Raw genomic sequence first — 26,195 nt, forward strand, 5'->3', positions numbered from 1 at the left:
GCCGGAATGCGGATCTCGGCTGACGGGCTATCTGCCTATGTGCGGGACATCTTCGTGCGCGAGGGCTGTGCGGAGGCGGAGGCCGAGCGGATCGGCCGCTTCCTGGTAGCGGCCAACCTGACCGGCCACGACAGCCACGGCGTCGTTCGGGTGCCCCGCTACGTCGAGTGGTTGCGCACCGGCGAGGTCGAAGCGGGCCGGACGCCCGAGATCGTCACCGACGCGCCGAGCTTCGCCCTGGTGGACGCGCTCTACGGGTTCGGACAGACCGCCGGACCTTTCGCGGTCGATCTCGGGATCGCCAAGGCGCGGGCGACCGGCGTCGCGATTATCGCCCTCCGGCATTCCGGGCATATCGGCCGGATCGGCGAATGGTCCGAGCGCGCCGCCGCTGCCGGGCTGGTCTCGGTCCATTTCGTCAATGTGGCGGGCAGCCTGCTGGTGGCGCCGTTCGGCTCCGTCGAGCGGCGATTCTCCACCGCGCCGTTCTCCGCCGGTTTCCCGGTGCCGGATGCCGATCCGATCATCCTCGACTTTGCCACCTCGTTGGTGGCCGAGGGCAAGGTGCTGGTCGCCTCCCGGGGTGGCAAGGCGCTGCCGGAGGGCGCGCTGATCGAGCCCGACGGTCGCCTCAGCACGGATCCGGCGACCCTGTTCGGCCCCCTCGACGATGACGAGCGCGACAACCAGCGCGGCGCCGGCGCGATCCGGGCTTTCGGCGAGCACAAGGGCTCGGGGCTGGCGCTGATGTGCGAGCTGCTGGCCGGCGCGCTTACCGGGTCCGGTACGGCCGGGCCGGGCAAGCGCCGGATCTGCAACGGCATGCTGTCGATCTACGTGACGCCGGCGGCCCTCGGGACCGAGGATGTGCTGGCCACCGAGGCGCGGACCTATCTCGATTTCTTCAAGAGCGCGCGCCCGATGCCCGGCGCCGAGGTGTTGCTGCCCGGCGAGCCGGAACGCCGGATGCGGGCCCAGCGCCTCGCGGAGGGCGTGCCGCTCCCCGAGCCGGTCTGGGAAACGCTCCTGGCCGCCGGCCGGCCGCACGGGCTCGACGGAGATGCCTACTGCGCCTGATCGGGCGACCGGCGACGTTCTCTGCGGCGACCCCCGGCCACAACGGGAGCGCCGTGCCAAACGGGGACGCCATCCCCGCGTTTCGGGAGGAACACGATGCCTCGTCTGCGCTGGCTCATGATCGGCCTCTGCATGGCCGCCAACGCGATCAACTACATCGATCGCGCCAATCTGGCGGTCGCCGCCCCCTCCATGTCGAAGGAATTGGGGCTCAACGCCACCGACATGGGCCTGATCCTGTCGGGCTTCTTCTGGACCTACGCGATCATGCAATTGCCGTTCGGCTACGTCGCCGACCGGGTCGGGGCGCGGCTCTCGCTGGTCGTGGCGGTGGTCTGGTGGTCGGCCTGCACGGCGCTGACCGCGGCGGGCCGAGGCTTCCTGTCCCTGCTCGGCCTGCGCATGCTGCTCGGCATCGGCGAGGCGGGGGCGTATCCGTCCTTCGCCAAGGTCACGGCCTCGTGGTTCCCCCGCGGCGAGCGGAGCTTTGCCAGCAGCATCTTCGACAGCGGCTCGCGGGTGGGCTCGGCGCTCGCGATCCCGCTGGTCTCCTGGGTGATCGCGACGCTCGGCTGGCGCGAATCCTTCATCGTCACCGGCGTGCTCGGCTTCGTCTGGGCGGTGTTCTGGATGTGGCTCTATCGCGAGCCCGAGAACCACCCCGCCGTGTCCCCGGAGGAACTCGCCCGCCTACGGGCCGCACAGGACCGGCCGAAATCCGTGGATGCTGCGGAGGCGCAAGAACAGGTGCCGTGGCTGTCCCTGTTCCGCTACCGCACGGTCTGGGGGATGATGGCCGGCTTCTTCTGCCTGAACTTCGTGATCTACTTTTTCATCACGTGGTTCCCGACCTACCTCGTGAAGGCTCGCGGCTTCTCGCTCGCCGAACTCGGCACGCTGGGCAGCCTGCCCGCGCTCGCCTCGATCCCGGCAGGCTGGCTCGGCGGTTTCGCCTCCGACGCGCTGTACCGCCGGGGCTGGAGCCTGACGGCCGCGCGCAAGACCTGCCTTGTCGGCGGCATGCTGACGTCCTCGGTGATCACGCTCTCGATCATCGCGCCCAACGTCTACGTGGCGTTGCTGTGCTTCGCGGTGGCCTATGGCAGCCTCGCCTTCACGGCGGCCTCGATCTGGGCGCTGCCCGGCGACGTGGCGCCGACGCCGGCGCACGTGGCCTCGATCGGCGGTATCCAGAACTTCGCCTCGAACGTCGCCGGCATCGTGACCACGACCTTCACCGGCGTGATGCTGACCGTCACGCAGGGCTCGTTCGTCATACCGTTGATCGTGGCCGGCGGGTTCTGCCTGCTCGGCGCCTTCATCTACCTGTTCGTGGTCGGCGAGATCGCACCGCTGCCGGTGCGCGAGGCCCGCGCCCCGGCTCTCCGGCCGGAGGCGGCCCGATGAGCGACGCGACGCATCGTCAGGAGACAGCCATGCCTGCCTATCCCGTCATCACCCTGCGCCCGGACGACGGCGTCGTCGTGGCCCGCGGCGCCATCGAACCCGGCACACCGGTCACCGAGGGTGTCACCGCCGCCGAGCGGATCCCGGCCGGCCACAAGGTCGCGGTGCGCCCGCACCGGAGCGGCGAAGCGGTGACGAAGTACGGCCAGATCATCGGCTTCGCCAAGGAGGAGATCGCGGCCGGGCGGCACGTCCACGTCCACAATCTCGGGATGGGCGCGTTCGCCCGCGACTATGCGTTCGGGGTCGATACGAAGCCGACCCGGCTCGTCACGCCGCCCGTAACTTTCCAGGGCATCCGCCGTCCGGACGGGCGGATCGCGACCCGCAACTATGTCGGCATCCTCACCTCGGTGAATTGCAGCGCCCACGTCGCCGATCTGATCGCCGACGCGTTCCGGCGCCACCCGATCCTGGGGCTCGACCCGCTGGCTGCCTACCCGAACGTCGACGGCGTGGTGGCGCTGACCCACAAGACCGGCTGCGGCATGGCGATGGGCGAGCCGCTGCGGCTCCTGCGCCGGACGCTCGCGGGTTATGCACGGCACGTCAATTTCTCGCACATCGTGATGATTGGGCTCGGCTGCGAGGTGAACCAGATCGGCGCTTTCCTGGAGGAGCAAGGGCTGGGCGACCGGACTCGCAGCATGAACATCCAGAGCCTCGGCGGCACCCGCAAGACCGTTGAGGCCGGCATCGACTTCGTGAAGGGGATTCTTGACGAGGCCAACGTCGTCCACCGCGAGCCGGTGCCGGCGAGCGAGCTGATCGTCGCCCTGCAATGCGGCGGGTCGGACGGCTATTCCGGCGTCTCGGCCAATCCGGCGCTCGGGATCGCCAGCGACCTCGTGGTGCAGAACGGCGGCACGGTGATCCTGTCGGAGACGACCGAGACCTACGGGGCCGAGCACCTGTTCACCCGCCGCGCCGTCAGCCCGGAGGTTGGCCAGAAGCTGGTGGACCTGATGCGCTGGTGGGAGGAATACACCCGCAAGGAGGGCTCGGAGATCGACGCCAACCCGTCGCCCGGCAACAAGGCCGGCGGACTGACTACGATCCTTGAGAAGTCCCTCGGCGCCATGGCCAAGGCCGGGAGCACCAACCTCGTGGACGTGCTGCGCTACGCCGATCCGGTCACCGCCAAGGGGTTCGTGTTCATGGACACGCCGGGCTACGACCCGGTCTCGGCGACCGGGCAGGTGGCGGGCGGGGCGAATCTCGTGTGCTTCACCACGGGCCGGGGCAGCGTGTTCGGCTGCAAGCCGACCCCGTCGATCAAGATCGCCACCAACTCGGCCATGTACCGGCGGCTCGAGGAGGACATGGACGTCAATTGCGGCACGATCCTCGACGGGGAGGAGAGTGTCGAACAGGCCGGACGGCGGATTTTTGAGCTGATCCTCAAGGTCGCGGGCGGCGAGCGGACGAAGAGTGAGCAGTTCGATTTCGGAGCGTCGGAATTCGCGCCCTGGCAGATCGGCGCCACGGTGTGAGGAGTAGCACGGTCTACGACAGCGCCAAGCCGGGTCGATCCCACCCAATCACCTCATCCTGAGGTGCCAGCGTCAGCGGGCCTCGAAGGAGGGCTCCACAACACGCGCGATCTCTGGAGGCCTCCTTCGAGGCCTCCGCTGCGCTCCGGCACCTCACGATGAGGGTGTGGATTCGACAACCCATCCCAGGGTTTCCCGGTCTTGTGTCGTGTTCCTTGGAGGATCAGAGGTCCGTCCGCACCACGTCCAGGAAATCGAGGATGAAATCCGGTCCGAAGGCCGTCACCGGTGTATGGAAGCCAGCCGGCACCGCGCCCGAGGCGAGGCGGCGGGCGACCTCCAGGGCCGTCGCGGCCGTCAGCGTGTAGCCCTCCGGCGTCTCCATCCGGCTCGCCACCCTTCGCCCGGCGCCGTCCCACGCCTCCGCCAGGAAGGTGCTGCGCGCCGCCTTCCGCGCGGTCTCGGAGGGCCCGGCGGGCAGCCGGTCGATGCCGCGGTTGATCAGCCGCTGCACTGTCTCTCCGGCAATGATCCGCCGGATACCGGCCGGCAGGCCGGCGGCGGCCGCCATGGCGGGGAAGGCCTCGAAATACACGTCGATATTGGGGACGCGTGTCGAGTACCACGCACTCGACACGTCGCCCCAGCCGAGCCCCACGGTCCGACGCGGGCCGCGGCCGAAATCGGCGCTGCTTCGGGGCGGGCTCGGCAACTCGACGATGCGGCCGTCCCGGCGCACCCGCGTACCCCAGGCGATACCCTCGACCATGGTCCGGGCGGTGCCCTGGCTGAACCCGCCGAAGCCGCCGATCGAGATCCGCAGGTGCGTCGCACCGGGAAGACGCCGTGCCACGTGGGCCGCCAAGCAGTCGCTCGGCACGACATCGAACCCCGCGGCCGGCAACAGCACGATGCCGGCTGCCCTCGCCTCCGCGTCCCGCGCCGCGAGCGCCTCCAGCACCGAGATTTCGCCGGTGATGTCGACATAGTGCACGCCCGTGGCGAGGCAGGCCTCGGCCATCGGCCCCGCCGTCTTCGAGAAGGGGCCGGCAGCGTGGATCGCCGCCGCGACTCCGTTAAGCGCCGCCCGAAGGCGCTCCGGCTCGTCGAGGCGCGCGGCGCGCGATTCGAGGGCGAGCCGCCGGGCGAGCGGACGCAGCTTGTCTGGATCGCGCCCCGCCAGGATCGGCCGCAGGCCCCGCGCGAGCGCGTGTTCGGCGAGCAGCGTGCCGGTGTAGCCGGTGGCGCCGTAGATGAGGATCGTACCCATGGTCTGGCTTCTGCCACCGTGCCCGCGCGTGTGAAAGCGCGCCGCGTGCGGCCTGGATTTGCAGCACCGACGCTTGGCCCGGGACGCGGCGGTGGAGCCAATGCGACCGGACAAGCCTCGATTCGCCCGGGAGCGACGCGACGATGAACCAGATCCTTCGCCTCAAGCTTGGTGCTGCCACCCTTCTGGCCCTTGTGGCCAACCCGACATGGGCGGCCGATCGGCTGGTCACTGTGGCGGCCCAACCGGAGCTGAAGCCAGGTCTCGCCGCCATGCCGCAGATCGCGGCGCCTGCCGACGACGCGGAGCGCCGAATCAACGCCGCGCTGAAGCGCCTCGACGGGAATGTCCGCAAGGCGGCCCGGTCCTGTCAGGCCGATGGTGGCGCGAACAGCTCCTGGACGCGGACGATCCGCACGCCGATGCGTGGCCCGCGCTTCCTGAGCGTCGAGATTAGCGACGACATGTTCTGCGGTGGTGCGCATCCGAGCACCGGACTCATGGCGATCATCTACGACCTGACGACCGGCGCGCCGGTCGACTGGACGAAGCTGCTTCCGCCGGCGCTGACCGGCAAAGTCGCCCTCGTCGAAGGCATGGACGGGACCAAGATGGTCACGCTCGCCTCCAAGCGGCTGCACGCCCTCTATCTCGAACGCTACCGTCCGAAGACGGGCGCCGCGAAGCGTGACGGCGACGACGACGCGTGCCGAACAGTGGTGCAGGACACCTCTATGGGCGATCCGCCGGCCATGATGGCGTGGCCTGATGCCAAGGCCGGCGGCCTCGCCGTCCAGTATGATCTGCCCCACTACGCGCAAGCCTGCGCCGATACGGTCGTCATCCCGAACGCGGTTCTGCGTCGCGAGGGCGCCCAGCCTGTCCTCACGGACGCGATCGAGGCCGCCCATGCCGCGCCGTGACGGCTGATCGGCGGAACTGGCCGGGGCTTAAACGGCGGATGGGATCGGCGTAGCCTGTCCCTCGGGCGGTCGAGCCGCTGCAGTCGGGGTATGATCCATGGTCGCGTCCCCTATCGTCGACGGCGCAACCGAACCGTTCGGTGCCTTCGCCGACCTGCCCGGCCTGTCGCCCTTGCGGCAGGCCGTGGTTGCGGCCTGCCGGCGCCCGGAGCCGGACTGCGTCGCGCCGCTCCTCGAACAGGCGCGCCTCCCCGCCGACGCAGCCGCTCGTGTGGCCGCCCTGGCGCGCCGGCTTGTCGAATCCCTGCGCCGCCACCGTCGCCGCGGAGGGGTTGAGGGCCTGATCCACGAATATGCCCTGTCGAGCGAGGAGGGTGTCGCGCTGATGTGCCTCGCCGAGGCGCTGCTGCGCATCCCCGATGCCGCGACCCGCGACGCGTTGATCCGTGACAAGATCGCGCCGGGCGATTGGGCGGCCCATCTCGGCCACAGCCCGTCGCCTTTCGTCAACGCGGCGACCTGGGGCTTGCTGGTCACCGGTCGGCTGGTCGCCACCCGGGACGAGGCCGGGCTGTCCGCCGCGCTGACCCGCCTGATCGCCCGCGGCGGCGAGCCGCTGATCCGCGGAGGCGTCGATCTCGCGGTGCGGTTGATGGGCGAGCAGTTCGTCACCGGCCGGTCGATCGCCGAGGCCCTGCGCAACGCCACCACGATGGAAACGAAGGGCTTCACCTACTCGTACGACATGCTGGGCGAGGCCGCCGTCACCGCCGGGGATGCGGCGCGGTATCTCGGCGCCTACGACGACGCGATCCGGGCGATCGGCGCGGCCTCCGATGGGCGCGGCGTGCTGCGCGGGCCGGGGATCTCGATCAAGCTGTCGGCGCTCCATCCGCGCTATGTCCGTTCGCAGCGCGAGCGCGTCCTGACCGAGCTGGTGCCGCGCGTCCAGGGCCTGGCGCGCCTCGCCAAGGGCTTCGACATCGGCCTCAACATCGACGCCGAGGAGGCCGACCGGCTCGACCTGTCGCTGGACATCCTGGAACGGCTTGCCCTGGATCCGGAGCTTGCCGGCTGGGACGGCCTCGGCTTCGTGGTCCAGGCCTACGGCAAGCGCTGCCCCTTCGTGATCGATGTTCTGATCGATCTCGCCCGGCGCAGCCGGCGGCGTCTGATGGTGCGGCTGGTCAAGGGCGCCTACTGGGACAGCGAGATCAAGCGCGCCCAGGTCGACGGGCTTTCCGACTTCCCGGTCTTCACCCGCAAGGTCCACACCGACGTGTCGTATCTCGCCTGCGCACGCCGGCTGCTGGATGCGCCCGATGCGGTGTTCCCGCAATTCGCGACCCACAATGCACAGACGCTCGCCGCCATCGTGGAGATGGCGGGGCCCGACTTCCGGCTCGGGCAGTACGAGTTCCAATGCCTGCACGGGATGGGCGAGCCGCTCTACGAAGACGTCGTGTCGGGCTCGGATCTGCGGCGCCCTTGCCGGATCTACGCGCCCGTGGGGACGCACGAGACGCTGCTGGCCTATCTCGTGCGCCGGCTTCTCGAAAACGGGGCCAACACCTCGTTCGTCAACCGCGTCGCCGATGAGTCGGTGCCGGTCGACACCCTGGTCGCCGATCCGGCGGCCCTGGTTGAGGCCATGCCGGCACCGGGCACGCCGCACGCGCGGATCGCGCGGCCCCGCGATCTCTACGGACCCGTACGGGCCAACGCCGCCGGCCTCGATCTCACCGACGAGGCAGCGCTCCGGCAGCTTGCGGACGCGCTGACGGCAAGCGGCCGGACAGCGTGGAAAGCCGAGCCGCCGGGGGGCGGCGCGGCTGAAACCCCCGTGCGCAACCCGGCCGATCACCGGGACATCGTCGGCTTCTATCGAGCGGCGACGGCTGTGGACATCGATCGGGCGCTCGCCCGCGCGGAATCCGCCGCGCTGGCCTGGGCGGGGACGTCCGCCGCCGAGCGGGCCGCCAGCCTGCGCCGGGCCGCCGACGCGTTCGAGGCGCGGATGCCGGCGCTCATCGGGCTCATCGTGCGGGAGGCGGGCAAATCCTTCGGCAACGGGGGCGCGGAGATCCGCGAGGCCGTGGACTTTCTGCGCTACTACGCGGCCGAGGCCGAACGGACGCTCCAGTGGAGATACGAACCGCTCGGGCCGGTGGCCTGCATCGCGCCGTGGAATTTCCCGCTGGCGATCTTCGTCGGGCAGGTGGCGGCCGCCCTGGCGGCGGGCAACACGGTCCTCGCCAAGTCCGCCGAGGAGACGCCGCTCACCGCCGCCGAGGCGGTGCGGGTGCTGCACGACGCGGGCATTCCGCAGGACGTGCTGCAGATCCTGCCGGGGGACGGTACGGTCGGCGCCGCTTTGGTCGCGGACGCGCGGGTTCGGGGCGTGATATTCACGGGCTCGACGGCAGTCGCCAAGACGATCCAGCGCTGCCTCGCCGGGCGATTGAACCGGCACGGCGAGCCCGTGCCCTTCATCGCCGAGACCGGCGGCCAGAACGCTATGGTGGTGGACTCTTCCGCCCTGGCCGAGCAGGTGGTCGCGGACGTGATCGCTTCCGCCTTCGATTCTGCGGGCCAGCGTTGCTCGGCCCTCCGGATCCTGTGTCTGCAGGAGGAGATCGCCGACCGTATCCTGCTGATGCTGAAGGGCGCGATGCGCGAGCTGGCGGTGGGTGATCCGCGCCACCTGTCCACGGATGTCGGTCCGGTCATCACCCCCGAAGCGGCCGAGGGGATCGGCCGACACCTCGCGGCAATGCGGGCCCGCGGTTTCGCCGTCGACCAGCTCGCCCTGCCGCTCGAAACCGAAGGCGGGACCTTCGTGCCGCCCACCCTGATCGAGATCGGCCGCGTGGCGGATGTCGAGCGCGAAGTCTTCGGGCCGGTGCTGCACGTGCTGCGCTACAGGCGGGCGGACCTCGACGACCTACTGGCCGCGATCGGGGCCACCGGCTACGGCCTGACCTTCGGTCTGCACAGTCGCATCGACCAGACGATCGCCCGGGTCCTCGACCGCGTCCGGGCCGGCAATCGGTACGTGAACCGCAACATCATCGGCGCCGTGGTCGGCGTGCAGCCCTTCGGCGGGTCGGGCCTGTCGGGCACGGGCCCGAAGGCGGGCGGCCCGCTCTACCTCGGTCGTCTGATCCGGCGAGCGCCCGAGGGGGCGTACGATGGGCTCGCGGCGGCCTCGTTCCCGGTGCCGGCCTACCGCGCTTGGTTGATCGCGAAGGGGTACGGCCCGGTGGCGGAGCGCTTGGCGACGGTATGCTATCCAGCTCAAAGGGAGATCGAGCTGGCGGGACCGGTCGGCGAGCGCAATCTCTACGCCCTTCGACCGCGCGGGCGCGTCGCTGCGATCGCCGAGACGGGACCGGGGCTTCTGATTCAGATCGGGATGATCCTGGCCTGCGGCAACCACGCCGTCGTGGTGCTGGGCGAGCGGTACGGGGCCCTCCTGCGGGACCTGCCGTCCGACGTGGCGGCGCGGGTCGCGCATGCGCCGGATCTCGACGCCGCCGGCGATATCCAGGCGGTTCTGTTCGAGGGCGGCGCCGATGGCGCGTTGGTCATCAACGCGGCAGTTGCCGCCCGAGACGGCGCGATCCTGTCCATCCAGGCCCGTACCCCGGGCGCGCTGGCGGACGGGGATCTCTACGGCGTGGCCGGGCTCGTCAGGGAAGTGTCGACCGCGATCAATACGGCCGCCGCCGGTGGCAATGCCAGCCTGATGCGTGTCGGCTGAGGGCGCACGCTCACGCCCTCAAGCGTCTGGGATCGATCGAACCGCTCCCGCGCCCTCAGGCGGCGCGCGACCAGCGGATGTCGCCGAGGCTCTCGCGGAAGGCGAAGCGGGCCAAGTGATCGGCTACGACGTTCTCCAGCCGGGTGAGGTTGACCGGATCCGCGCTGTCGATGCGCATCACCAGCGCGTCGGGCTCGGCATCGAAGGTGCAGACGCGATCCTCGCCAAACGGCACGGTGCCGTGCTCCGGGGTCGCCTCGACCTTGAACTTGTGGCTCCAGTGCCGGCAGAGCTGCTGAAGGTAGCGGCTCGCTTCCGCGGTCTGCACGCGGGCCAGTGAGGTAGGCATTCCGTCGATCTCCAAAAGGACGTGATCCAGCCTGTCGTTGACGGTTCGTCGCTCGATCTCGCAGTTGCGAGATAGGAAGGCTCCCGAGCAATTGTCATGCCGGGCTACTACCGACACGCCTGCGCCGTCATCTGAGAAGGTCTGGCCACCGCGTTAGCAGACGCTTAACGCGGTAGTCGGCCGCCGCGGATGGTGGCAGCCCGTGTCTGTCCTGCACCGGCCTCGGCGCCGAATTATGGCGCGCCGCACAATTTTTCACGCCTTGGATCCGGGCGCTCGCGCGCGTTCCGGGGCGACGTCCGCCAGGATCTTGCCGGGGTTCAGCATGTGCCCGGGATCGAGGGCATCCTTGAGCCGCCGCATCAGGTCGAGCCCGGCCGGATCGCCGTAATGCGCGAGTTCCTCGCGCTTGATCAGGCCGACCCCATGCTCGGCCGCGATGGAGCCGCCAAGATCGTGGACGATGTCGTGGACGATCCTGTTGAACCGGCCCCATTGCGCCAGAAAGTCCGCCGCCGACATGTCGGGGGGCTGCGACAGGTTGAAGTGGATGTTGCCGTCTCCGAAATGGCCGAAGCCGCAGGGGCGCAGACCCGGCATTTCGGCGACGCAGGCCGCGCCGGCCCGCGCGAGGAATTGAGGCAGGCGGGAGAGTGGAACCGACACGTCGTGCTTGATCGAGGCACCTTCGCGGGTCTGGGCCTCGGGAACTCCCTCGCGCAGCCGCCAGAGGGCGTCGTTCTGCGCGCCGCTCGCGCCGACCACCGCATCGGCGATCGTCCCAGCCTCCAGCGCATCCCCCAGGGCGGCTTCCAGCGCACCCTGCATGTCGGCATCCGGCCGGGCCGAGGCGGCCTCGATCAGCGCGTAGGCACCGTGCGCGCCGGCCAGCGGCGGGACCGTGCCCGGGACATGCCGCAGGACGATCTCCAGCGCGAAGGGCGGCAGGTACTCGAAGGCCGTCAGATCCCGGTCGAGCCGGGTCCGCAGAGCCACGAACAGGTCGAGGGCCGCCTGTGCCGAGTTCAAACCCACCAAGGCGACGCTGGTGCTGCGCGGCTTCGGGAACAGCTTCAGCACGGCCGCGGTGACGATGCCGAGCGTCCCCTCAGAGCCGATGAAGAGCTGCTTGAGGTCGTAGCCGGCATTGTCCTTGCGCAGCGCCCGGAGGCCGTTCCACACCCGCCCGTCGGCCAGGACTACCTCGAGCCCAAGGACGAGATCGCGGGCATTCCCGTAAGCCAGCACCGCGATGCCGCCGGCATTGGTGCTGATCCCGCCGCCGATCCGGGCTGAGCCCCGTGACGCGTAGGAGAGCGGAAATAGCATGCCGGCCGCATCGGCGGCCTCCTGAACCTCCTGAAGGATCATCCCGGCCTCCACGGTGATGGTGGCATCCACCGGGTCGATGGCGCGCAGCCGCGTCATCCGCTCCAGCGACAGGACCACCCCGCCCTGCGGGACGCCTGCCCCGGTGAGCCCGGTATTACCGCCGAGCGGGACCACCGGCAGGCCGGCCTGCGTGCAGGCGCGCACCGCGAACGCCACCTCATCGGTGGAGCCCGGCCGCAGCACCGCCACGGCCGAGCCGGTGAACAGCTTCCGGGTCTCGATCAGGTAGGGGGCGAGATCCGCTGGCTCGGTCAGCACGTGACGCGCGCCGAGGCCGTCGCGGAGCGCGGCGAGCAGGGTATCGGGGTTGGTCGCCATGGGTGTCATCGCGAAGATTTTTTTAGACCAAGGCGCGTCACCGGCAAGCGGCCGTCTGGCGCGCGGCGGGAGGCACCTTACAACGGTCGCGTCGATCGCGGGCAGGGTTTGCCCGATCCCGGACGTTCCACCGCAGAGGCAGAGATGCTCTCCGTCATCCAGAACCCGCCCCGCATCGCGCTCCCGATCGTCGGCAGCAGCGATCTGTTCCCCGTCCGCCGCGTCTACTGCGTCGGCCGCAACTACGCCGCCCATGCACGGGAGATGGGGGCCGATCCGGATCGCGAGCCGCCATTCTTCTTCATGAAGCCCGCCGACGCGCTTCAGATCTTGGGCTCCGAACCGACCCCGCACCCCTATCCGTCCAAGACCAGCAACTACCATTTCGAGGTCGAACTGGTGGCCGCGCTCGCCGGCGGCGGCACCGATCTCCCCGTCGAGGACGCCCTCGATCACGTTTACGGCTACGCGATCGGTCTCGACATGACCCGACGCGACGTTCAGGACGAGGCCAAGCGGCTGTCGCGGCCCTGGGACACCGCCAAGGCGGCGGATGGCTCGGGCCCGATCGGCGCCCTGCACCCGGTCTCGCTGATAGGCCACCCGGCGCGGGGTGAGATCACGCTGTCGGTGGATGGCCAGACGCGCCAGACGGGCGACCTCGGCGATATGATCTGGTCGGTGGCCGAGCAGATCGCCTACCTGTCGGGTTACTTCGCGCTGCAGCCGGGGGACCTGATCTTCACCGGCACGCCGTCGGGCGTCGGTCCGGTCGAGCGCGGCCAGCGTATGGTGGCCTCGATCGCCGGTCTCGGCGCGATCACCCTCGACGTCATCTGATCCGGCAGCCGCGGACCGTCATGCTCCTCGATCGTTGGCTGCTGCGGCGCCTGTTTCACCTCGGGGCGTTCGCCACGCGGGGCATGACGCTCGGCGTCCGCGGAATCGCCATCGATCCGCAGGGCCGCGTGGCCCTGGTGCGCCACACCTATGTCAGCGGATGGCACCTGCCGGGCGGCGGCGTCGAACGCGGGGAGAGTGCGGCCGAGGCGATGATTCGCGAATTCCGTGAGGAATCGGAGATCGTCCCGGATGCGCCGCCCCGCCTCGTCGGCCTGTACCGGAACGTCGCCGCCGCGCCCCGCGATCACGTGGCGCTGTTCGTCCTGCCGGCCTTCACGGTGCTGCGGCCGAAGGCACCCGACCGGGAGATCGCCGCCTGCGCGTTCTTCCCGGTCGAAGCGCTTCCGGAGGGGACGACTCGCGCCACCCGCGCCCGCCTCGACGAGGTGCGGCGCAACCTCCCTGCGGACCCGCATTGGTGAATCGTCGTGAGCGGGCAAAGAGACGCTTGCGTCGCCCGTCGGAATGGTGTTTAGAAAGCGCCGTCGGGGCCGCCAGCACGAAAGTCCAGGCGGCCCGGCACTAGTGAGCGGGTGTAGCTCAGGGGTAGAGCACAACCTTGCCAAGGTTGGGGTCGAGGGTTCGAATCCCTTCGCCCGCTCCAGTTTTCCAACCATACGTGCGTTCACAAGGCCGCCTCCGTGCGGCCTTTGTCGTTTCTGGTCGTGCAGGGAGCGGTGACCGACGCGCCTCTTGAGGCGGCGCGCAGTGGTGCACGGGTTCGGCACGTGGCCGCGACTGCGCCGCGCGATAGCCCCGACCGCTCAGGCCGGCAGTCGGCCGAGGCTAGAACGGCCGGTTCCGACAGCCATCCGACCGGACGCGCTCTCGGGACGACCGGCAGCAACCGGTCGTCCTGCCGCATCACACCCGTCAGGCCCGCCGCAACAGGCTCGGGGAGCGGAAATCCGAGCCGCGGCTCTGGGAGGTACGCGGCACCGACATCCGCTGTTCCCCCTGCCGGATCTGCTCGATCAACTGAGGCTTGGCGTAATAATAGCCCTGCGCGCAGCGGATCTGCGTGGCGCCCAGCAGGTAGGCGACCTCCTCGAAGGTCTCGACGCCCTCGGCGACCACCGACATGCCGAGGGCCATCCCGAGCGATTCGATCGCCTTCAGGACGATCTGGCTGCGGGGCCGCTTGTCGATATCGGTGATGAAGGACCGGTCGATCTTCAGTTCATCCGCGGTGATTTCCGCCAGCGCCGCGAGCGAGGAATAGCCCACGCCGAAATCGTCGATCGACACCCGGGCGCCGATGGCGCGGATGCGCGGAAGAACCTCGCGCTGAAAGCTGCCCTTGGTGAAGAAGGCCTCCTCGGTCAGTTCCAGCACGAAGCGCCGGGCCATGCCCGTCGCCCCGAGCGCGTCGCAGAAAGCCGACATGAACGGCACGTCGCAGGCCTGCTTGGCGGCGATGTTGAGGCTCACCGTGACATCCGGCCCGAACACCTCGTCGATGTCCGGCATGGTCTGCACGGTCTCGGTCAGGACCTGCAGGGTGATCTCGTTGATGAGACCGAGTTCGATCGCCAGCTCGATGAAGTCGCCGGGAGCCTGGATCATCCCAAGCTCGTCCCGCCAGCGCAGCAGAACCTCGACGCCCATCACCGCGTGCGTCCGCATGTCGACCTTCGGCTGGAAGGCGCAGCAGAAGCACCGGTCGCGGATCGCGAGCCGCAGGCGCTGCTCCACGGCCATGCGGGCCGTGGCGGCGTGGCTCATCGTCTCCTCGAAGACGCTGACGCCGCCCTTCACCCCACCCTTCACCCGATACATCGCATTGTCGGCCTGCCGGCGCAGGATCTCGTAGGTCGTGCCGTGTTCCGGAAACAGGCTCAGTCCCATCGACGCCGAGGCGAAGATCTCGTGGTCGTCGATGAAGAACGGCTGCTTCAGGCGGTCCGAGATATCGAGCACCGAAGCCAGGGTGGCGTCCCGATCGGCCACCGGGCTGAGCAGCAACACGAACTCGTCGCCGCCGATCCGGGCGAGCATGTCGCTCGGGCGCAGCGTACCGCGGATGCGGTCAGCCACCTTGCGCAAGAGGGCGTCGCCCGCGGCGTGGCTGTAATAGTCGTTGATGTGCTTGAAGTTGTCGAGATCGATGAAGGCCAGGGCGAAGCGGTCGTCCGGGCCGGCTCCGACGATGAGTTCCTCGATGCTCTGCTCGAACATCGTCCGGTTGGGCAGTCCGGTCAGCGCGTCGATGAAGGCCCGCGCGATGAGATCGCGCTGCATGTCGTGATGGTGCGTGACATCCGTGAGGGTGGTGAGCGTGTAGGTATCCGCCTCGGTGGCGACCGCCTGCGCCTGCGCCTCGACGACGAAATCGCCGATCTCCGCGATGATCGCGGCGTCGGGGCTGTCGAAGGCGCTGGCCGAGAGGTCGTCGATCGCCCGCGATCCCAGAGCACGGGCGGCGTCGTTGGCCAGGATGCAGAGCCCTCGCTCGTCGTGGACCACGACGCCGACCGGAAGCGCCTGGATGGCGGCTTCCAGCAGGCTCTGGCGATGTCGGGGCGCGGACGTGCTCACGTCAGCCCTGCTGCCAGAGCGTCTTGGGCGCGCGCAGGCCCGACTCGGCGGCTGCGGCATCCGCGCCTTCGAGGGGACGACGGAGCAGGCGACGGTGCACTTGGTCGAGCGCGGCGCCGTTGCTGCCCTCGGCACTCGGTTCCCGGGCGAGGCGCGGGCTTGCGGATTGGTCCGCTGAATCGAGCCCGCTGGCCTTGCTCATGGTGGCACCCCGCCAGCGTTCGACCACCGCGCCCACGAAGGCCGCGCCGGCGATCGCGTCGCCGTGGTCGGAAGCCCGCCCGCTCATGTCGTTGCGCGGCTGGCGCTCCGGGGGCAGGGCGGCGAACTTCATCCGCACCGGCATCGGCACGCCCTCGCCGAAGGCGATCACCTCGCCGGTCCCGAGCGACGGCACGAAGGTGAGCAGGTTCACCGCATCGGAGACCGCCGCGGCCAGGAAAGCCTGGTCGCGATCGTTGGTCATCCGCATGGCGAAGAGCGTGCTGCACTGGGACATGATCGTCGGATCGAGTTCCGCCGGCCGTTGGGTGACGAGTCCCAGATACACGCCGTGCTTGCGGCCCTCGCGGGCGATCCGCGACAGGGCGCGGCGAGTCGGGGTGAAGCCGATGGAACGGTCGGCGGACGCGTAGCGGTGAGCCTCCTCGCACACGAACAGCAGCGGGATCGCGCCCTCGCTCCAGATCCCGAACTCGAAGGCCAGACGGCACAGGACGCAGACGACGGCGTCGACCACCTCCATGGGGAGCCCGGCGAGCTGCATGATCGTCATCGGGCGCCCGTCCGGATCGAGCCGGAACAGGTGTGCCAGGATCTCGCCCATCATGTCGCCACCGACATTGGCGTTCTCGAACATGAAGCCGTAGCGCGGATCGTTGCGGATCGCCTCGATGCGCGTGATCAGGCGGTGGTAGTGCATCCGCCCGACGCGGTTCTCCAGGCGCCCCATCCGCTCGTCGATCAGGGCGATCAGATCCTGAAGCATGTAAGGGACCGGCGTATCGACGGTGTAGCCGGAGCTCTTGCCGATGGTACGCTTGACGATCTGCCTGTCGCTGGCCTCCTTGTACTGCGCGTACTTGCTCTTCGCCAGCGGGATGACTTCCGCCAGGATCTCGATCTCCTCATCGATCGGTGAGCGGCCACCGTAGATGACGTCGGCGATCTCCTCGAGATTGAACAGCCAGAAGGGCAGCTTGAGATTGCGCGGGCTGATGACGCTCGCATGCTCTTCGAAGCAGGCCGCGTATTCGTTGTGAACGTCCAGCAGGAAGATGCGCACCGCCTGCTGGGACCGCATCACCTGGTCGAGGATGACGGCAACGCCGCTCGACTTGCCGACACCGGTGGTGCCGAGCACCGCGAAGTGTTTCGTGAGTAGATCCTCGACCTTGATGCAGGCCGGCGTGTCCGGATCCTGATACAGCGCCCCCACCGGGGCCATGTTCGCCGATGAAACCTGATAGAGGATCCGCAGATCTCCCGCAGCGAGCAGGTCGACCGCATCCCCGATGGCGGGGTAGCAGGTCACGCCCCGGCGAAACCGCTTGGTCCCGTTATCCGACAGGATCTCCCCGAGGAGATCGATGCTCGCATAGGCGCCCCGCTGTCCGGACCGATCACCGCCCGACGAGAGTGTCGTGATGATCCCGATCAGGAGTGCGGCGCCAGCCTCGATCCGGACGAAATTGCCGACGGTTGCCCGCACGTGCGGCCGGCCGTTCTGTCCGGCGAGTTCGAGATGAACCTTCGAACCCTCGATCGACGTAACCGAACCCATCTGCGCCGCCGGAACCTCGTCCCGGTCCATGCCGTCACCGTTCACCATTGCGTGTGCCCGAACCTGCCAATCAAACGTGACGCTATGGTGGGATCGGCCGATTAAGAATCAGACAAAGACGGCGATACAGTGGATCGATGATTAATCAATCCTTCCGCTAATACACAGCGGCCTGTATGATATAATACTAGTATGGGTGTGCATGGCAAAGCGCGTCGGAGGGGCTGCATACACTGGGTGCATCTTCCGCAGTAAAATACACGCAGGGATTGAGTCGTTGGCTCGCGGGGTCCAGCAAGCAAAGCCGCGGCTGCACCAGCAGCGCGGTCGACTGTCGCGGATCGAGGGCAATGCTTGAAAGCGAGGGCCTATGCTCGATCACGCCGCACCGGGCGGGGGCCCCTTCGGTATGCCGCCGTTCTCAATCTTCCTGGGGCAAAAGTGGTCTAATCGCCCGAGGCGTCGTTGAAATGCTCGCGCTTCCAGCACTCGCCCGAGATGCGCGCACCGTTCGAGGTCACGAAAGCGTAGGGCGAGGCTTCCACGACGGCGCCACCCCGCGTGCGGATGACCCAGCGGTAGCCCTCCGAGCAGGGTACGATTTCAACGGTGTGGGTCTGTGAAGCAGGCATCGACATGCTGCGTTAACGCGCCCGGCGACGCTTCCGCTCCAAAAACACGATATGCACGGTTACCGAGAGGCACCGCGTCGCGTCCCCGGCGGGCGGCGTCCTGTCAACGGAACGCACGATGCCCTATCCCGTTCGAACGGTCGGGAGGGCCAACCTGCCCCCAGTGAAGGAGCAAGAGCACGGCATGGCGATCAAAGCCTTGAATGATCGAAAGAAGCTCTCGAACGACTTCAACGAGGCCAACGACGCCTTCATCGACGAGGTTCTGAGCGCCCTCCAGTCCGACAAGATCCCTCTGGATCTGGCCCGCGCCTATCTCGCCCATCCCGTCGCGATGATGCACACCGACGGAGCCCAGGCGGTGGCCGATTATCTCGATCGCATGCTGGCGCAGCGGCCTGATATCGACTGGACGCCTGGGGATTGACCGGCACGAGTTTCGGAAAGGAAGTGCGGATGACCGCCGACGAAGTACAGGATCTCAATCGTGCCCGCGCGTCGCTGGCACGTCAGCGGAACGCCATCGCCCGCAGGATCGGCGGCCTCGACGTGGCGCCGATCTCCATGTCCGAGGACCTGACCCGGACCCTCGTGGCCATCGAGGCCGTGGACCGCGCCCTTGTGGAGGCCGGCCAGCCGCACGTCGATATCGGCCCGTCACCGGACGCGTAGCCGTTCGAAGCTGGGGCCAACACCCGGCCGATACCCCATCGCGTGATCTCTTGCGCCCTGCTCCTGCACGGGCGTAGAGGCTCGCCTGCCTGGAGGAGACACGACGATGACCGACCGCCTGCCCGGCTTCAACACGCTGGCGATCCACGCGGGCGCCGCACCCGACGCCGCCACGGGCGCGCGGGCAACGCCGATCTATCAGACCACGAGCTTCGTGTTCGACGACGTCGATCACGCCGCCTCGCTGTTCGGTCTTCAGGCGTTCGGCAACATCTACACGCGGATCACCAACCCGACCAACGCCGTGCTGGAGGAGCGTATCGCCGCCCTCGAAGGCGGGACGGCGGCCCTCGCTGTCGCGTCTGGTCACGCGGCCGAGTTCCTGACCATGCACGCCTTGATGCAGCCGGGCGACGAGTTCGTGGCTTCGAACAAGCTCTACGGCGGCTCTATCAATCAGTTCAATCACTCGTACAAGAACTTCGGTTGGTCGGTGGCCTGGGCCGAGAACGACGATCCGGCCTCGTTCGAGGCGGCCATCACGCCGCGCACCAAGGCGATCTTCTGCGAGTCGATCGCCAATCCGGGCGGCGTCATCACCGACATCGCGGCGCTGTCGCAGATCGCCAAGAAGCACAACATCCCGCTCGTCGTCGACAACACCATGGCGACGCCGTACCTGATCCGGCCCTTCGAGCACGGGGCCGACATCATCGTTCATTCGGCCACCAAATTCCTCGGCGGCCACGGCAATTCGATCGGCGGCCTGATCGTCGACGGCGGCACGTTCCAATGGGCCGGGGATGCCCGCTACCCGATGATGAGCGAGCCGCGGCCGGAATATTCCGGGATGGTGCTCGCCGAGACGTTCGGCAATTTCGGCTTCGCGATCGCCTGCCGGGTGCTGGGCCTGCGCGACCTCGGGCCAGCGCTGTCGCCCTTCAACGCCTTCCTGATCCTCAACGGCATCGAGACGCTGCCGCTGCGGATGCAGCGCCATTCCGACAACGCCCTGACGGTTGCCAAGCACCTGGTCCAGCACCCGGCGGTGTCGTGGGTGAGCTACCCGGGCCTGGAGACCGACCGCTACCACCAACTGGCCAAGCGCTACACGCCGAACGGCGCCGGCGCGGTCTTCACCTTCGGCCTGAAGGGCGGCTACGAGGCGGGCGTGAAGCTCGTCTCCAACCTCCAGCTGTTCTCGCACCTGGCCAATATCGGCGACACGCGCTCGCTGATCATCCACCCAGCCTCGACGACACACCGCCAGCTCACCGACGCGCAGAAGACCGCCGCGGGGGCGGGGCCGGATGTTGTGCGGCTGTCGATCGGCCTGGAGGATCCGGCGGATCTCATCGAGGATCTGGACGGGGCGCTCACAGCCTGAGCGCGCCATCGAATCCTGTGAACGGGCCTGCCGGACGCGCGGCTGCGGAGACATGCCGCCTCGGTCTTATGGTTTCCGGGCAATCGCAGCGTTATGGTGGGCTACGCGTCCGGAGGCTGTCACGATGCCGAATGCCGTGATCGAGACCGACCTTGATCCCGTCACGCAGGAAGAGGCTGCCGTGGTTCTGGCCGGCCTGGGTCTCACGGTGTCCGATGCCGTACGGCTGCTGCTGACGCGGGTCGCCCGCGAGAAGGCGCTGCCGTTCGAACCACTCGCGCCGAATGAAACGACAATCGCCGCGATGCGTGAAGCACGGCGGGGGGGAGCTGCCGCGTTTCGACGACGTGGCCTCGCTGATGGCCGCCCTCGATGCGGACGATTGAGCACACCGGCCAGTTCAAGCGCGATGTCAAACGAGAGCTGAAGGGGCGCCACCGCGCAACGCTATCCGGCGACCTCGCGGCCGTTTTGGAACGCTTGGCGTGCGACCTGCCCCTCGAAGCGCGGCACCGGGACCATGCCCTGATCGGAGATTGGCATGACCATCGGGACTGCCACATCAGGCCGGATCTCGTTCTGATCTACCGTCTTCCCGATCCTGCGACGATCCAGCTGGTCCGCCTCGGATCGCACGCCGAACTCGGCCTTAAAGCGCGGTCGGCCATCGACGCCGAAGACCTGGCCAATCGCGACGCGTGCCTCGTTCCGGATGCAGCAGCCGGAACGAGGCCGTTGTCGATGGCTATACGTCGACGTCAGAACGCCTCCGCCTCCAACGCCATGGTGCTCTCCGCGCCGGCCTTGATCCGCGTCAGCCGCAGGCTCGTCTCCGGCAGCATCCGCTCCATGAAGAACCTTCCGCCCGTGAGCTTCGATTCCCAGCGCGGGGAGGGCGCCTCTTCCTGCTTGATGAGGGCGGCCTTGGCGATCCGGCCCCACATGTAGCCGAGCGCAACCAGCCCGAAGAGGTGCATGAAGTCGGTCGCGCCGGCGCCGGCATTGTCGGGCTTGCTGAACGCGTTCTGCATCAGCCACATCACGGCACCCTGGAGATCGTTCAGCCCGGCCTGGAGCGGCTTGACGAACGGCGCCATGGCGGGGTCCTCGCCGTGATCCTTCACGAAGGCCTGGACCTCGCCCAGGAAGGCCATCATCGCCCGGCCGCCGTCCTTCGGCAGCTTGCGGCCGATCAGGTCCATGGCCTGGATGCCGTTGGCGCCCTCGTAGATCATGGCGATGCGGGCATCGCGCACGAACTGCGACATGCCCCATTCCTCGATGTAGCCGTGCCCGCCCAACAGCTGCTGGGCCTCGACGGCGTTGGCGAAGCCGCGATCGGTGAAGACGCCCTTCACCACCGGGGTCATCAGGCCGAGGTAGTCGTCGGCCGCCTGCCGCTCCTGGGCATCCTCCGAGCGGTGCAGGATGTCGGCCTGGAGCGCGGTCCAGAGCATCAGGGCGCGCGCCGCCTCGTTGAAGGCGCGGATCTGCAGCAGCGTCCGGCGCACGTCCGGGTGCACGATGATCGGATCGGCGGCCTTCTCGGGCGCCGTGGCGCCGGTCAGCGCGCGGCCCTGAAGCCGGTCCCGCGCGTAGGCGGCGGCATTCTGGTAGGCGACCTCGGACTGCCCGAGGCCCTGAACGCCCACGGCGAGCCGCGCCTCGTTCATCATCACGAACATGGCGTTGAGTCCGCGATTCTCCTGGCCGACGAGCCAGCCGGTCGCGCCGTCGTAGTTCATGACGCAGGTGGCGTTCCCGTGGATGCCCATCTTGTGCTCCAGGGAGCCGCAGGACACGCCGTTGCGGGCGCCGAGCGACCCATCGGCCTTCACGATGAACTTCGGCACCACGAACAGCGAGATGCCCTTGGTGCCAGCGGGCGCGCCTTCGATTCGCGCGATGACGAGGTGGATGATGTTGTCGGCCAGGTCATGCTCGCCGGCCGAGATGAAGATCTTGGTGCCGGTGAGGCTGTAGGAGCCGTCACCGTTCGGCACCGCCTTGGTCTTCAGGAGGCCGAGATCCGTGCCGCAATGCGGCTCGGTCAGGTTCATGGTGCCGGTCCATGCGCCCTCGACCATCTTGGGCAGGTACATTGCCTTCTGTTCGTCGGTGCCGTGCACCAGCAGGGCCGCCATCGCGCCCTGCGTCAGGCCCGGATACATGCCGAACGCCAGATTCGCGCCCGAGGCGAATTCCTGGATTGCCGTGTTGAGCGTGTGCGGCAGCCCCTGGCCGCCGAACGCTTCGGGGACGGAGAGGCCCATCCAGCCGCCGCTTGCATAGGTGTCGTAGGCGGCCTTGAAGCCGGTCGGCGTGCGCACGCGGCCATCGGCCTCCCGGCGGCAGCCTTCGAGATCGCCCGTCCGGTTGAGCGGCGCAAGCACCTCCTCGGCGAGCTTGCCACCTTCGCGCAGGACCGCTTCGACGACATCGGGCGATGCGTCGGCGAAGCCCGCCAGATTGTCCCGCGCGTGGAAGCCCAGCACGTCGGAGAGCAGGAACAGCGTATCGTCGACCGGAGCACGGTACTGCGGCATCGTGAGGCTTCCCCCGTCTGCGCGGATCTCTCGGCGCGATCCGCTTTCAGCAGCGCATGTAACCGCCCGGCCACCGCGGGAGCAACGGCTCAGTCCTGCCACGTGGTGACACGCGTCACGACCTGCGGCGTCTTGAACGCCGCGATGATTACCGGCTCAGAACACCCTTAACCTCGTGTTTACCAAGAAAGTTAATGATCACACTCGAACGACCCGGGGCGTGATCCGCGGATACCCATTTGGGGAACTGCCGCGCAACGGGCTGGACCACGAACGCTGCCGACCACAGGCCCCCGATGACCCGCACCGCGATGCCGCAGCTCGACAGTTTCGATCCCGAGGTGCTCGACGCCGCCCGCGACGTCGCCGCCCGGGCGGGTGTCCCGCTCGAGACCTGGATCGCCTCGGTCGTTCCGCAACCGCAGCCCGGTCTGTCCGGCAACCGCAACCAGCGTCGCCGCTTCCGCGCCGAGCAGCTCGATCGGCCCGTCAACCGGCCGGAGGCTGCGGTCCGCACCGAATCAGGCATCGACCAGATCGGCGCCCGCCAGAGGGATCTTCCGACCGAGTCGCGACCGCCCGAGCGTCCGGCACCCATCGCCGAGACTTACGGCGAGGGCTTTGCCGCTCTGATGAACCGTCTCGACGGCCTCGACCGGACCCTGGATGCGGACCGGCGCGAAGCACAGATCGCCGAGGCGCAGCGCCTGGCCGAGATCGAAGCCAGAATCGAGCGCGCCCTGCAGGCCGCCCCGGTCCAGCAGGTCACCGAGCGGCTCGGGGATATCGAGCGCCGCATGTCGCTGCTCGGCGAGCAGGTCGCCACGCGCCAGCCCGGCCGGCGTGCGCGCCCGGCGCCCGCCGATATCCGCAGCGCGGTTCTGGACATCCGCCAGCGCCAGCGGGAGCTGTCGCAGGAGCCTGCCGGCGACGCCGCGCCGCTGGCCGCCGATGGCGGTGTGGTCGCAAGCATGCGCCAGGATCTGGCGCGGCGCCTGGAGGCGCGCACCGAGGACGCCGCCGCGACGTCGGTCGCCCTCGCGGAGCTTCAGGTGGAAACCCTCCGCCTGCGCCAGGCCATCGATCGGCTGGCCACGAGCCGCGATCTCGGTGCTTTGGAACAGGCCGTGGCCGCCCTGACGAGCGGCCTGGAGCGTGCCCAAGTTGGTACCGATCTCAGCGCGATCGCGACACCGATCGCCGAGATCCGGCATCAGGTCGAGCGCCTGGCCGACGAGGTTGCCGAACATGTCCACGCCCGCGTAGCGGAGGATGTCCGCCGCTTGGCCGCGCGTCTCGACGATGTCGCGGCGGCCGGTCCGACGGACCCCGAGGGTCAGACGCTGGCCGGGCTGCTCACGGAACTCGACGAGATCCGGCAGCTGATCAGCACGCTGGCCGATCCGGAGCGGATCCAGAGCCTGGCGAACAGCCTTCAGGTCGTCAGTGCCCAGGTGGTGCAGCTGCAACGCGTCGGCGCCGGCCCGGATCTGCGCCCGCTGCTGGAAGAAATCCGCGGCGACGTGAAGATCGCCGCGCCCGCGGCGCTTGCCGAGCAGATCCAGACGCTGGCCGAGAAGGTCGATCACCTCTGCGCGCTGCAGGACCATGCGGAGCCGGTCAGCGCGGTCGTTCATGCCGAGCCCAGCGAGATGGCCTCCATCCAGGCGATGCTCCACACGCTGGCCGAGAAAGTGGACGAAGCCGGTGAGCACGAGGGCTTCGACGCCCTCGAGAAGCAGGTCATGACCCTGGCCGACCGGCTGGATGCGCCCAAGGGCGGCGATCCGGCCCTGGCCGGGCTCGAGCGCACGATGGGCGATCTGCTGGCACAGGTGGCCGCCCTCAGGGACGCGGCCCCGAGCGAGGCCGTGGTCGAACGCGCCGCCCGCAACGCGGTCGCGCAGACCCTGAGCGGTTCGGCAATCGCCGCGGATTCGGGCGAGATCGGCCTTCTGCGCGCGAGCCTCGCCGACATGCAGGCGCGGCAGGCGGCTTCAGACGCGCGTCTGGGTGCTACACTGGAAGGTGTCCAGACGGCCCTCGAACGCCTTCTCGTCCGGCTCGGCCCCACCGAGACGGCGGAGTCGCGGGTTCCGTCCCTCGACGATCGCCTGATGTCCTCGACGAGCCCGGAGGTGGCGCTTGCCGCCGCGGATCTGAACCCGGCCGTCCGGATGGCCGGGGCCGAGACCCCGCTGATCGCCGACGACCTTCTCGAGCCGGGTAGCGGGCGGCCGATCCGGGCGCCCCGCGGGGGCCGCGATTCGGCGAGCCGCCGGTCGGCCAAGGCTTTGCCGACCGAATCGGCCCGCGTCAGGCTGAATGCCGAACCCGGGTCGGATAGCGATATCAAGACCAGCTTCATCGCGGCCGCGCGCCGCGCCGCCCAGGCCGCGCAGGCGGAACTGGCCGCCGAGGCGCCGATCGACCGCCGGGAGACCCGCGCCGCGAAGCCCGCGACAGCGCAGGCGGTGGGCGAGCCGGGCCGCCTCGGCCGGTTGCGGAGCGAGATCGACCGTCGGCGTCGGCCGCTGCTGCTCGGGCTCGCCGCGATCGTCTTGGCGCTCGGAGCCCTTCAGGCGGTCAAACTGCGCGCCCCGGACGAGCCCCGCCCGGTCGTCGCCGCGAGCCAGGCCGGCCCCGTTGCCAGCGAGGCAGCCGGCGACACTGCGAAGGCCGCGGCAGGATCCGAGACCGGCACCGTCGTCAAGGAAGCGTCGAAGGACGTCCCGAAGGAGGCCACCAAGGTGGCCGGAGCCGAAGCCTGGAAGGATGCTCCGGGAGCCAAGCCGCCCGTGACCGATCCGACGACCACCCAGGCCCTTCCGAACCCGGTTCCCGCCGAGGCGCGTGCGACCGCCGCGAAAACCACCCTGCCGCAGGTTTCGGGGATGAACACCCTGCAGGCCGAACTCGGCGGCGTGCCGCCGGGGCTCGCCAAAGTGAAGACGGCCGCCCTCGAAGGCGACGGCTCGGCGGTCTGGGATCTTGCCACCCGGGAGGCCGATGGCCGCGGCATGCCCCGCGACCTCGCGGTGGCCGCCAAGCTCTTCGAGAAGCTGGCCGCGGCGGGCTACGCGCCGGCGCAATACAAGATCGCCGGCCAGTACGAGAAGGGCGCCGGCGTGGTCCGCGACCTCGACAAGGCCAAGCTCTGGTACGGCCGCGCCGCCGAACAGGGCCACGCCCGGTCGATGCACAATCTCGCGGTGATCTTCGCCGAGAACCCGGCCGCCAACGGGAAGCCGGATTTCGCCTCCGCGGCCTCCTGGTTCCGTCAGGGTGCCGAGTATGGTGTCCGCGACAGCCAGTACAACCTCGGCGTGCTGTACGCCCGCGGCATGGGCTTGACGCAGGATCTGGTCCAATCCTACGCGTGGTTCGCCGCCGCCGCCTCCCAGGGCGACGAGGACGCGGCCAAGAAGCGCGACGACGTGGCCAACAAGCTGAGCACCGCCGAACTCGCCAGTGCGAAGTCCCTCGCAGCATCGTTCAAGCCGCGAAAGATTGACGCGGCCGTCAACGAGCCGCCGAGCGCCAAAACAAGTGCCACCGCCCCGATGTCACTGCTCGGCGCTCCTGCACCCAGTTCCGTCGCGTTGACGGCTGCTCCGAAGCGGTCCTAGCGCAGATTTGCCGGAGCGCGGCCTCGGACAATCCGAGCTTGACCGCGCTCCCG

19 protein-coding genes, 1 tRNA gene and 1 pseudogene are annotated in these 26,195 nt (G+C 69.0%); 14 read left to right on the plus strand and 7 right to left on the minus strand.

Features of this window, described 5'->3' with window-relative positions:
• Nucleotides 1-6 precede the first annotated feature (6 nt).
• From OXS27_RS04080 to OXS27_RS04090, 3 genes are all read left to right on the plus strand, one after another.
• Nucleotides 7-1,077, plus strand: a complete 1,071-nt coding sequence (locus OXS27_RS04080) for a malate/lactate/ureidoglycolate dehydrogenase (protein WP_267354382.1) — start codon at nt 7-9, stop codon at nt 1,075-1,077.
• Nucleotides 1,078-1,173: 96 nt separating this feature from the next.
• Nucleotides 1,174-2,484, plus strand: coding sequence for an MFS transporter (locus OXS27_RS04085; RefSeq protein ID WP_267354383.1), 1,311 nt, complete (start codon nt 1,174-1,176; stop codon nt 2,482-2,484).
• A 29-nt stretch (nt 2,485-2,513) separates the two neighbouring features.
• Nucleotides 2,514-4,037 (plus strand): altronate dehydratase family protein, encoded by a 1,524-nt coding sequence (locus tag OXS27_RS04090; protein ID WP_267354384.1) that lies wholly within the window; start codon nt 2,514-2,516, stop codon nt 4,035-4,037.
• A 223-nt stretch (nt 4,038-4,260) separates the two neighbouring features.
• On the opposite strand, the gene OXS27_RS04095 is transcribed toward OXS27_RS04090, so the two are convergent.
• Nucleotides 4,261-5,307 carry a saccharopine dehydrogenase NADP-binding domain-containing protein gene (locus OXS27_RS04095; RefSeq protein ID WP_267354385.1) on the minus strand — a complete coding sequence of 349 codons (1,047 nt, stop codon included), beginning with the start codon at nt 5,305-5,307 and terminating at the stop codon, nt 4,261-4,263.
• A gap of 143 nt (nt 5,308-5,450) precedes the next feature.
• On the opposite strand from OXS27_RS04095, the gene OXS27_RS04100 reads away from it, so the two are divergent.
• Together OXS27_RS04100 and putA are read left to right on the plus strand one after the other, a co-directional pair.
• A complete protein-coding gene (locus OXS27_RS04100; protein ID WP_267354386.1) occupies nt 5,451-6,230 on the plus strand; it encodes a hypothetical protein in 780 nt (259 codons plus the stop codon).
• Nucleotides 6,231-6,327: 97 nt separating this feature from the next.
• Nucleotides 6,328-9,993 carry a trifunctional transcriptional regulator/proline dehydrogenase/L-glutamate gamma-semialdehyde dehydrogenase gene (gene putA / locus OXS27_RS04105; RefSeq protein ID WP_267354387.1) on the plus strand — a complete coding sequence of 1,222 codons (3,666 nt, stop codon included), beginning with the start codon at nt 6,328-6,330 and terminating at the stop codon, nt 9,991-9,993.
• A 55-nt stretch (nt 9,994-10,048) separates the two neighbouring features.
• Here the strand turns inward: putA and OXS27_RS04110 are convergent, their stop codons facing one another.
• Nucleotides 10,049-10,342, minus strand: a complete 294-nt coding sequence (locus OXS27_RS04110) for a DUF2218 domain-containing protein (protein WP_243924984.1) — start codon at nt 10,340-10,342, stop codon at nt 10,049-10,051.
• A gap of 255 nt (nt 10,343-10,597) precedes the next feature.
• The gene (locus tag OXS27_RS04115) at nt 10,598-12,061 is read right to left on the minus strand and encodes an FAD-binding oxidoreductase (RefSeq protein ID WP_267354388.1); all 1,464 of its coding nucleotides are present in this window, start codon (nt 12,059-12,061) and stop codon (nt 10,598-10,600) included.
• Between the two features lie 135 nt (nt 12,062-12,196).
• On the opposite strand from OXS27_RS04115, the gene OXS27_RS04120 reads away from it, so the two are divergent.
• The 3 genes from OXS27_RS04120 to OXS27_RS04130 all read left to right on the plus strand — a co-directional run bounded on the left by OXS27_RS04120 (nt 12,197) and on the right by OXS27_RS04130 (nt 13,559).
• The gene (locus tag OXS27_RS04120) at nt 12,197-12,892 is read left to right on the plus strand and encodes a fumarylacetoacetate hydrolase family protein (protein WP_267354389.1); all 696 of its coding nucleotides are present in this window, start codon (nt 12,197-12,199) and stop codon (nt 12,890-12,892) included.
• Nucleotides 12,893-12,912: 20 nt separating this feature from the next.
• Entirely contained in the window at nt 12,913-13,377 is a 465-nt protein-coding gene (locus OXS27_RS04125) for an NUDIX domain-containing protein (RefSeq protein WP_243924981.1), read from the plus strand.
• A gap of 107 nt (nt 13,378-13,484) precedes the next feature.
• Nucleotides 13,485-13,559, plus strand: a tRNA-Gly gene (locus OXS27_RS04130).
• A gap of 269 nt (nt 13,560-13,828) precedes the next feature.
• Here OXS27_RS04130 and OXS27_RS04135 read toward each other — a convergent pair.
• The 3 genes from OXS27_RS04135 to OXS27_RS04145 form a co-directional block, all read right to left on the minus strand.
• Nucleotides 13,829-15,493, minus strand: coding sequence for an EAL domain-containing protein (locus OXS27_RS04135; protein WP_243924972.1), 1,665 nt, complete (start codon nt 15,491-15,493; stop codon nt 13,829-13,831).
• Between the two features lies 1 nt (nt 15,494).
• Complete coding sequence (locus tag OXS27_RS04140; protein ID WP_243924971.1) at nt 15,495-17,324, minus strand: ATP-binding protein; 1,830 nt, start codon at nt 17,322-17,324, stop codon at nt 15,495-15,497.
• A gap of 398 nt (nt 17,325-17,722) precedes the next feature.
• The gene (locus OXS27_RS04145) at nt 17,723-17,908 is read right to left on the minus strand and encodes a hypothetical protein (RefSeq protein WP_243924970.1); all 186 of its coding nucleotides are present in this window, start codon (nt 17,906-17,908) and stop codon (nt 17,723-17,725) included.
• A 184-nt stretch (nt 17,909-18,092) separates the two neighbouring features.
• On the opposite strand from OXS27_RS04145, the gene OXS27_RS04150 reads away from it, so the two are divergent.
• The 5 genes and pseudogenes from OXS27_RS04150 to OXS27_RS04170 form a co-directional block, all read left to right on the plus strand.
• Nucleotides 18,093-18,335 carry a hypothetical protein gene (locus tag OXS27_RS04150; RefSeq protein WP_243924969.1) on the plus strand — a complete coding sequence of 81 codons (243 nt, stop codon included), beginning with the start codon at nt 18,093-18,095 and terminating at the stop codon, nt 18,333-18,335.
• 29 nt (nt 18,336-18,364) lie between these two features.
• On the plus strand, nt 18,365-18,580 hold the full coding sequence (locus OXS27_RS04155) for a hypothetical protein (protein ID WP_243924968.1): 216 nt from the start codon (nt 18,365-18,367) through the stop codon (nt 18,578-18,580).
• 106 nt (nt 18,581-18,686) lie between these two features.
• Nucleotides 18,687-19,967, plus strand: a complete 1,281-nt coding sequence (locus tag OXS27_RS04160; RefSeq protein ID WP_267354390.1) for an O-acetylhomoserine aminocarboxypropyltransferase — start codon at nt 18,687-18,689, stop codon at nt 19,965-19,967.
• A 124-nt stretch (nt 19,968-20,091) separates the two neighbouring features.
• Nucleotides 20,092-20,394, plus strand: a complete 303-nt coding sequence (locus OXS27_RS04165) for a type II toxin-antitoxin system RelB/DinJ family antitoxin (RefSeq protein WP_267354391.1) — start codon at nt 20,092-20,094, stop codon at nt 20,392-20,394.
• Nucleotides 20,340-20,615: pseudogene (locus OXS27_RS04170) on the plus strand (type II toxin-antitoxin system YafQ family toxin); the annotation flags it as partial. The gene OXS27_RS04165 and the pseudogene OXS27_RS04170, both read left to right, overlap by 55 nt.
• 110 nt (nt 20,616-20,725) lie before the next feature.
• Here the strand turns inward: OXS27_RS04170 and OXS27_RS04175 are convergent.
• The gene (locus tag OXS27_RS04175) at nt 20,726-22,513 is read right to left on the minus strand and encodes an acyl-CoA dehydrogenase C-terminal domain-containing protein (RefSeq protein WP_267354392.1); all 1,788 of its coding nucleotides are present in this window, start codon (nt 22,511-22,513) and stop codon (nt 20,726-20,728) included.
• A gap of 296 nt (nt 22,514-22,809) precedes the next feature.
• Here OXS27_RS04175 and OXS27_RS04180 point away from each other — a divergent pair, with 296 nt between their 5' ends.
• Nucleotides 22,810-26,142, plus strand: a complete 3,333-nt coding sequence (locus tag OXS27_RS04180) for a hypothetical protein (RefSeq protein WP_267354393.1) — start codon at nt 22,810-22,812, stop codon at nt 26,140-26,142.
• The last annotated feature ends 53 nt before the right edge of the window (nt 26,143-26,195 follow it).

Source organism: Methylobacterium sp. GC_Met_3 (assembly GCF_026540775.1).
Classification (GTDB): Bacteria; Pseudomonadota; Alphaproteobacteria; order Rhizobiales; family Beijerinckiaceae; genus Methylobacterium.

Coding starts and splice junctions, on each gene's coding strand:
- OXS27_RS04140 (WP_243924971.1), bottom strand. CDS start 17,324: ATGGTGAACGGTGACGGCATGGACCGGGACGAGGTTCCGGCGGCGCAG.
- OXS27_RS04115 (WP_267354388.1), bottom strand. CDS start 12,061: ATGACACCCATGGCGACCAACCCCGATACCCTGCTCGCCGCGCTCCGC.
- OXS27_RS04100 (WP_267354386.1), top strand. CDS start 5,451: ATGAACCAGATCCTTCGCCTCAAGCTTGGTGCTGCCACCCTTCTGGCC.
- OXS27_RS04095 (WP_267354385.1), bottom strand. CDS start 5,307: ATGGGTACGATCCTCATCTACGGCGCCACCGGCTACACCGGCACGCTG.
- OXS27_RS04160 (WP_267354390.1), top strand. CDS start 18,687: ATGACCGACCGCCTGCCCGGCTTCAACACGCTGGCGATCCACGCGGGC.
- OXS27_RS04090 (WP_267354384.1), top strand. CDS start 2,514: ATGCCTGCCTATCCCGTCATCACCCTGCGCCCGGACGACGGCGTCGTC.
- OXS27_RS04175 (WP_267354392.1), bottom strand. CDS start 22,513: ATGCCGCAGTACCGTGCTCCGGTCGACGATACGCTGTTCCTGCTCTCC.
- OXS27_RS04180 (WP_267354393.1), top strand. CDS start 22,810: ATGACCCGCACCGCGATGCCGCAGCTCGACAGTTTCGATCCCGAGGTG.
- OXS27_RS04150 (WP_243924969.1), top strand. CDS start 18,093: ATGGCGATCAAAGCCTTGAATGATCGAAAGAAGCTCTCGAACGACTTC.
- OXS27_RS04085 (WP_267354383.1), top strand. CDS start 1,174: ATGCCTCGTCTGCGCTGGCTCATGATCGGCCTCTGCATGGCCGCCAAC.
- OXS27_RS04155 (WP_243924968.1), top strand. CDS start 18,365: ATGACCGCCGACGAAGTACAGGATCTCAATCGTGCCCGCGCGTCGCTG.
- OXS27_RS04145 (WP_243924970.1), bottom strand. CDS start 17,908: ATGCCTGCTTCACAGACCCACACCGTTGAAATCGTACCCTGCTCGGAG.
- OXS27_RS04110 (WP_243924984.1), bottom strand. CDS start 10,342: ATGCCTACCTCACTGGCCCGCGTGCAGACCGCGGAAGCGAGCCGCTAC.
- OXS27_RS04120 (WP_267354389.1), top strand. CDS start 12,197: ATGCTCTCCGTCATCCAGAACCCGCCCCGCATCGCGCTCCCGATCGTC.
- OXS27_RS04165 (WP_267354391.1), top strand. CDS start 20,092: ATGCCGAATGCCGTGATCGAGACCGACCTTGATCCCGTCACGCAGGAA.
- OXS27_RS04125 (WP_243924981.1), top strand. CDS start 12,913: ATGCTCCTCGATCGTTGGCTGCTGCGGCGCCTGTTTCACCTCGGGGCG.
- OXS27_RS04080 (WP_267354382.1), top strand. CDS start 7: ATGCGGATCTCGGCTGACGGGCTATCTGCCTATGTGCGGGACATCTTC.
- putA (WP_267354387.1), top strand. CDS start 6,328: ATGGTCGCGTCCCCTATCGTCGACGGCGCAACCGAACCGTTCGGTGCC.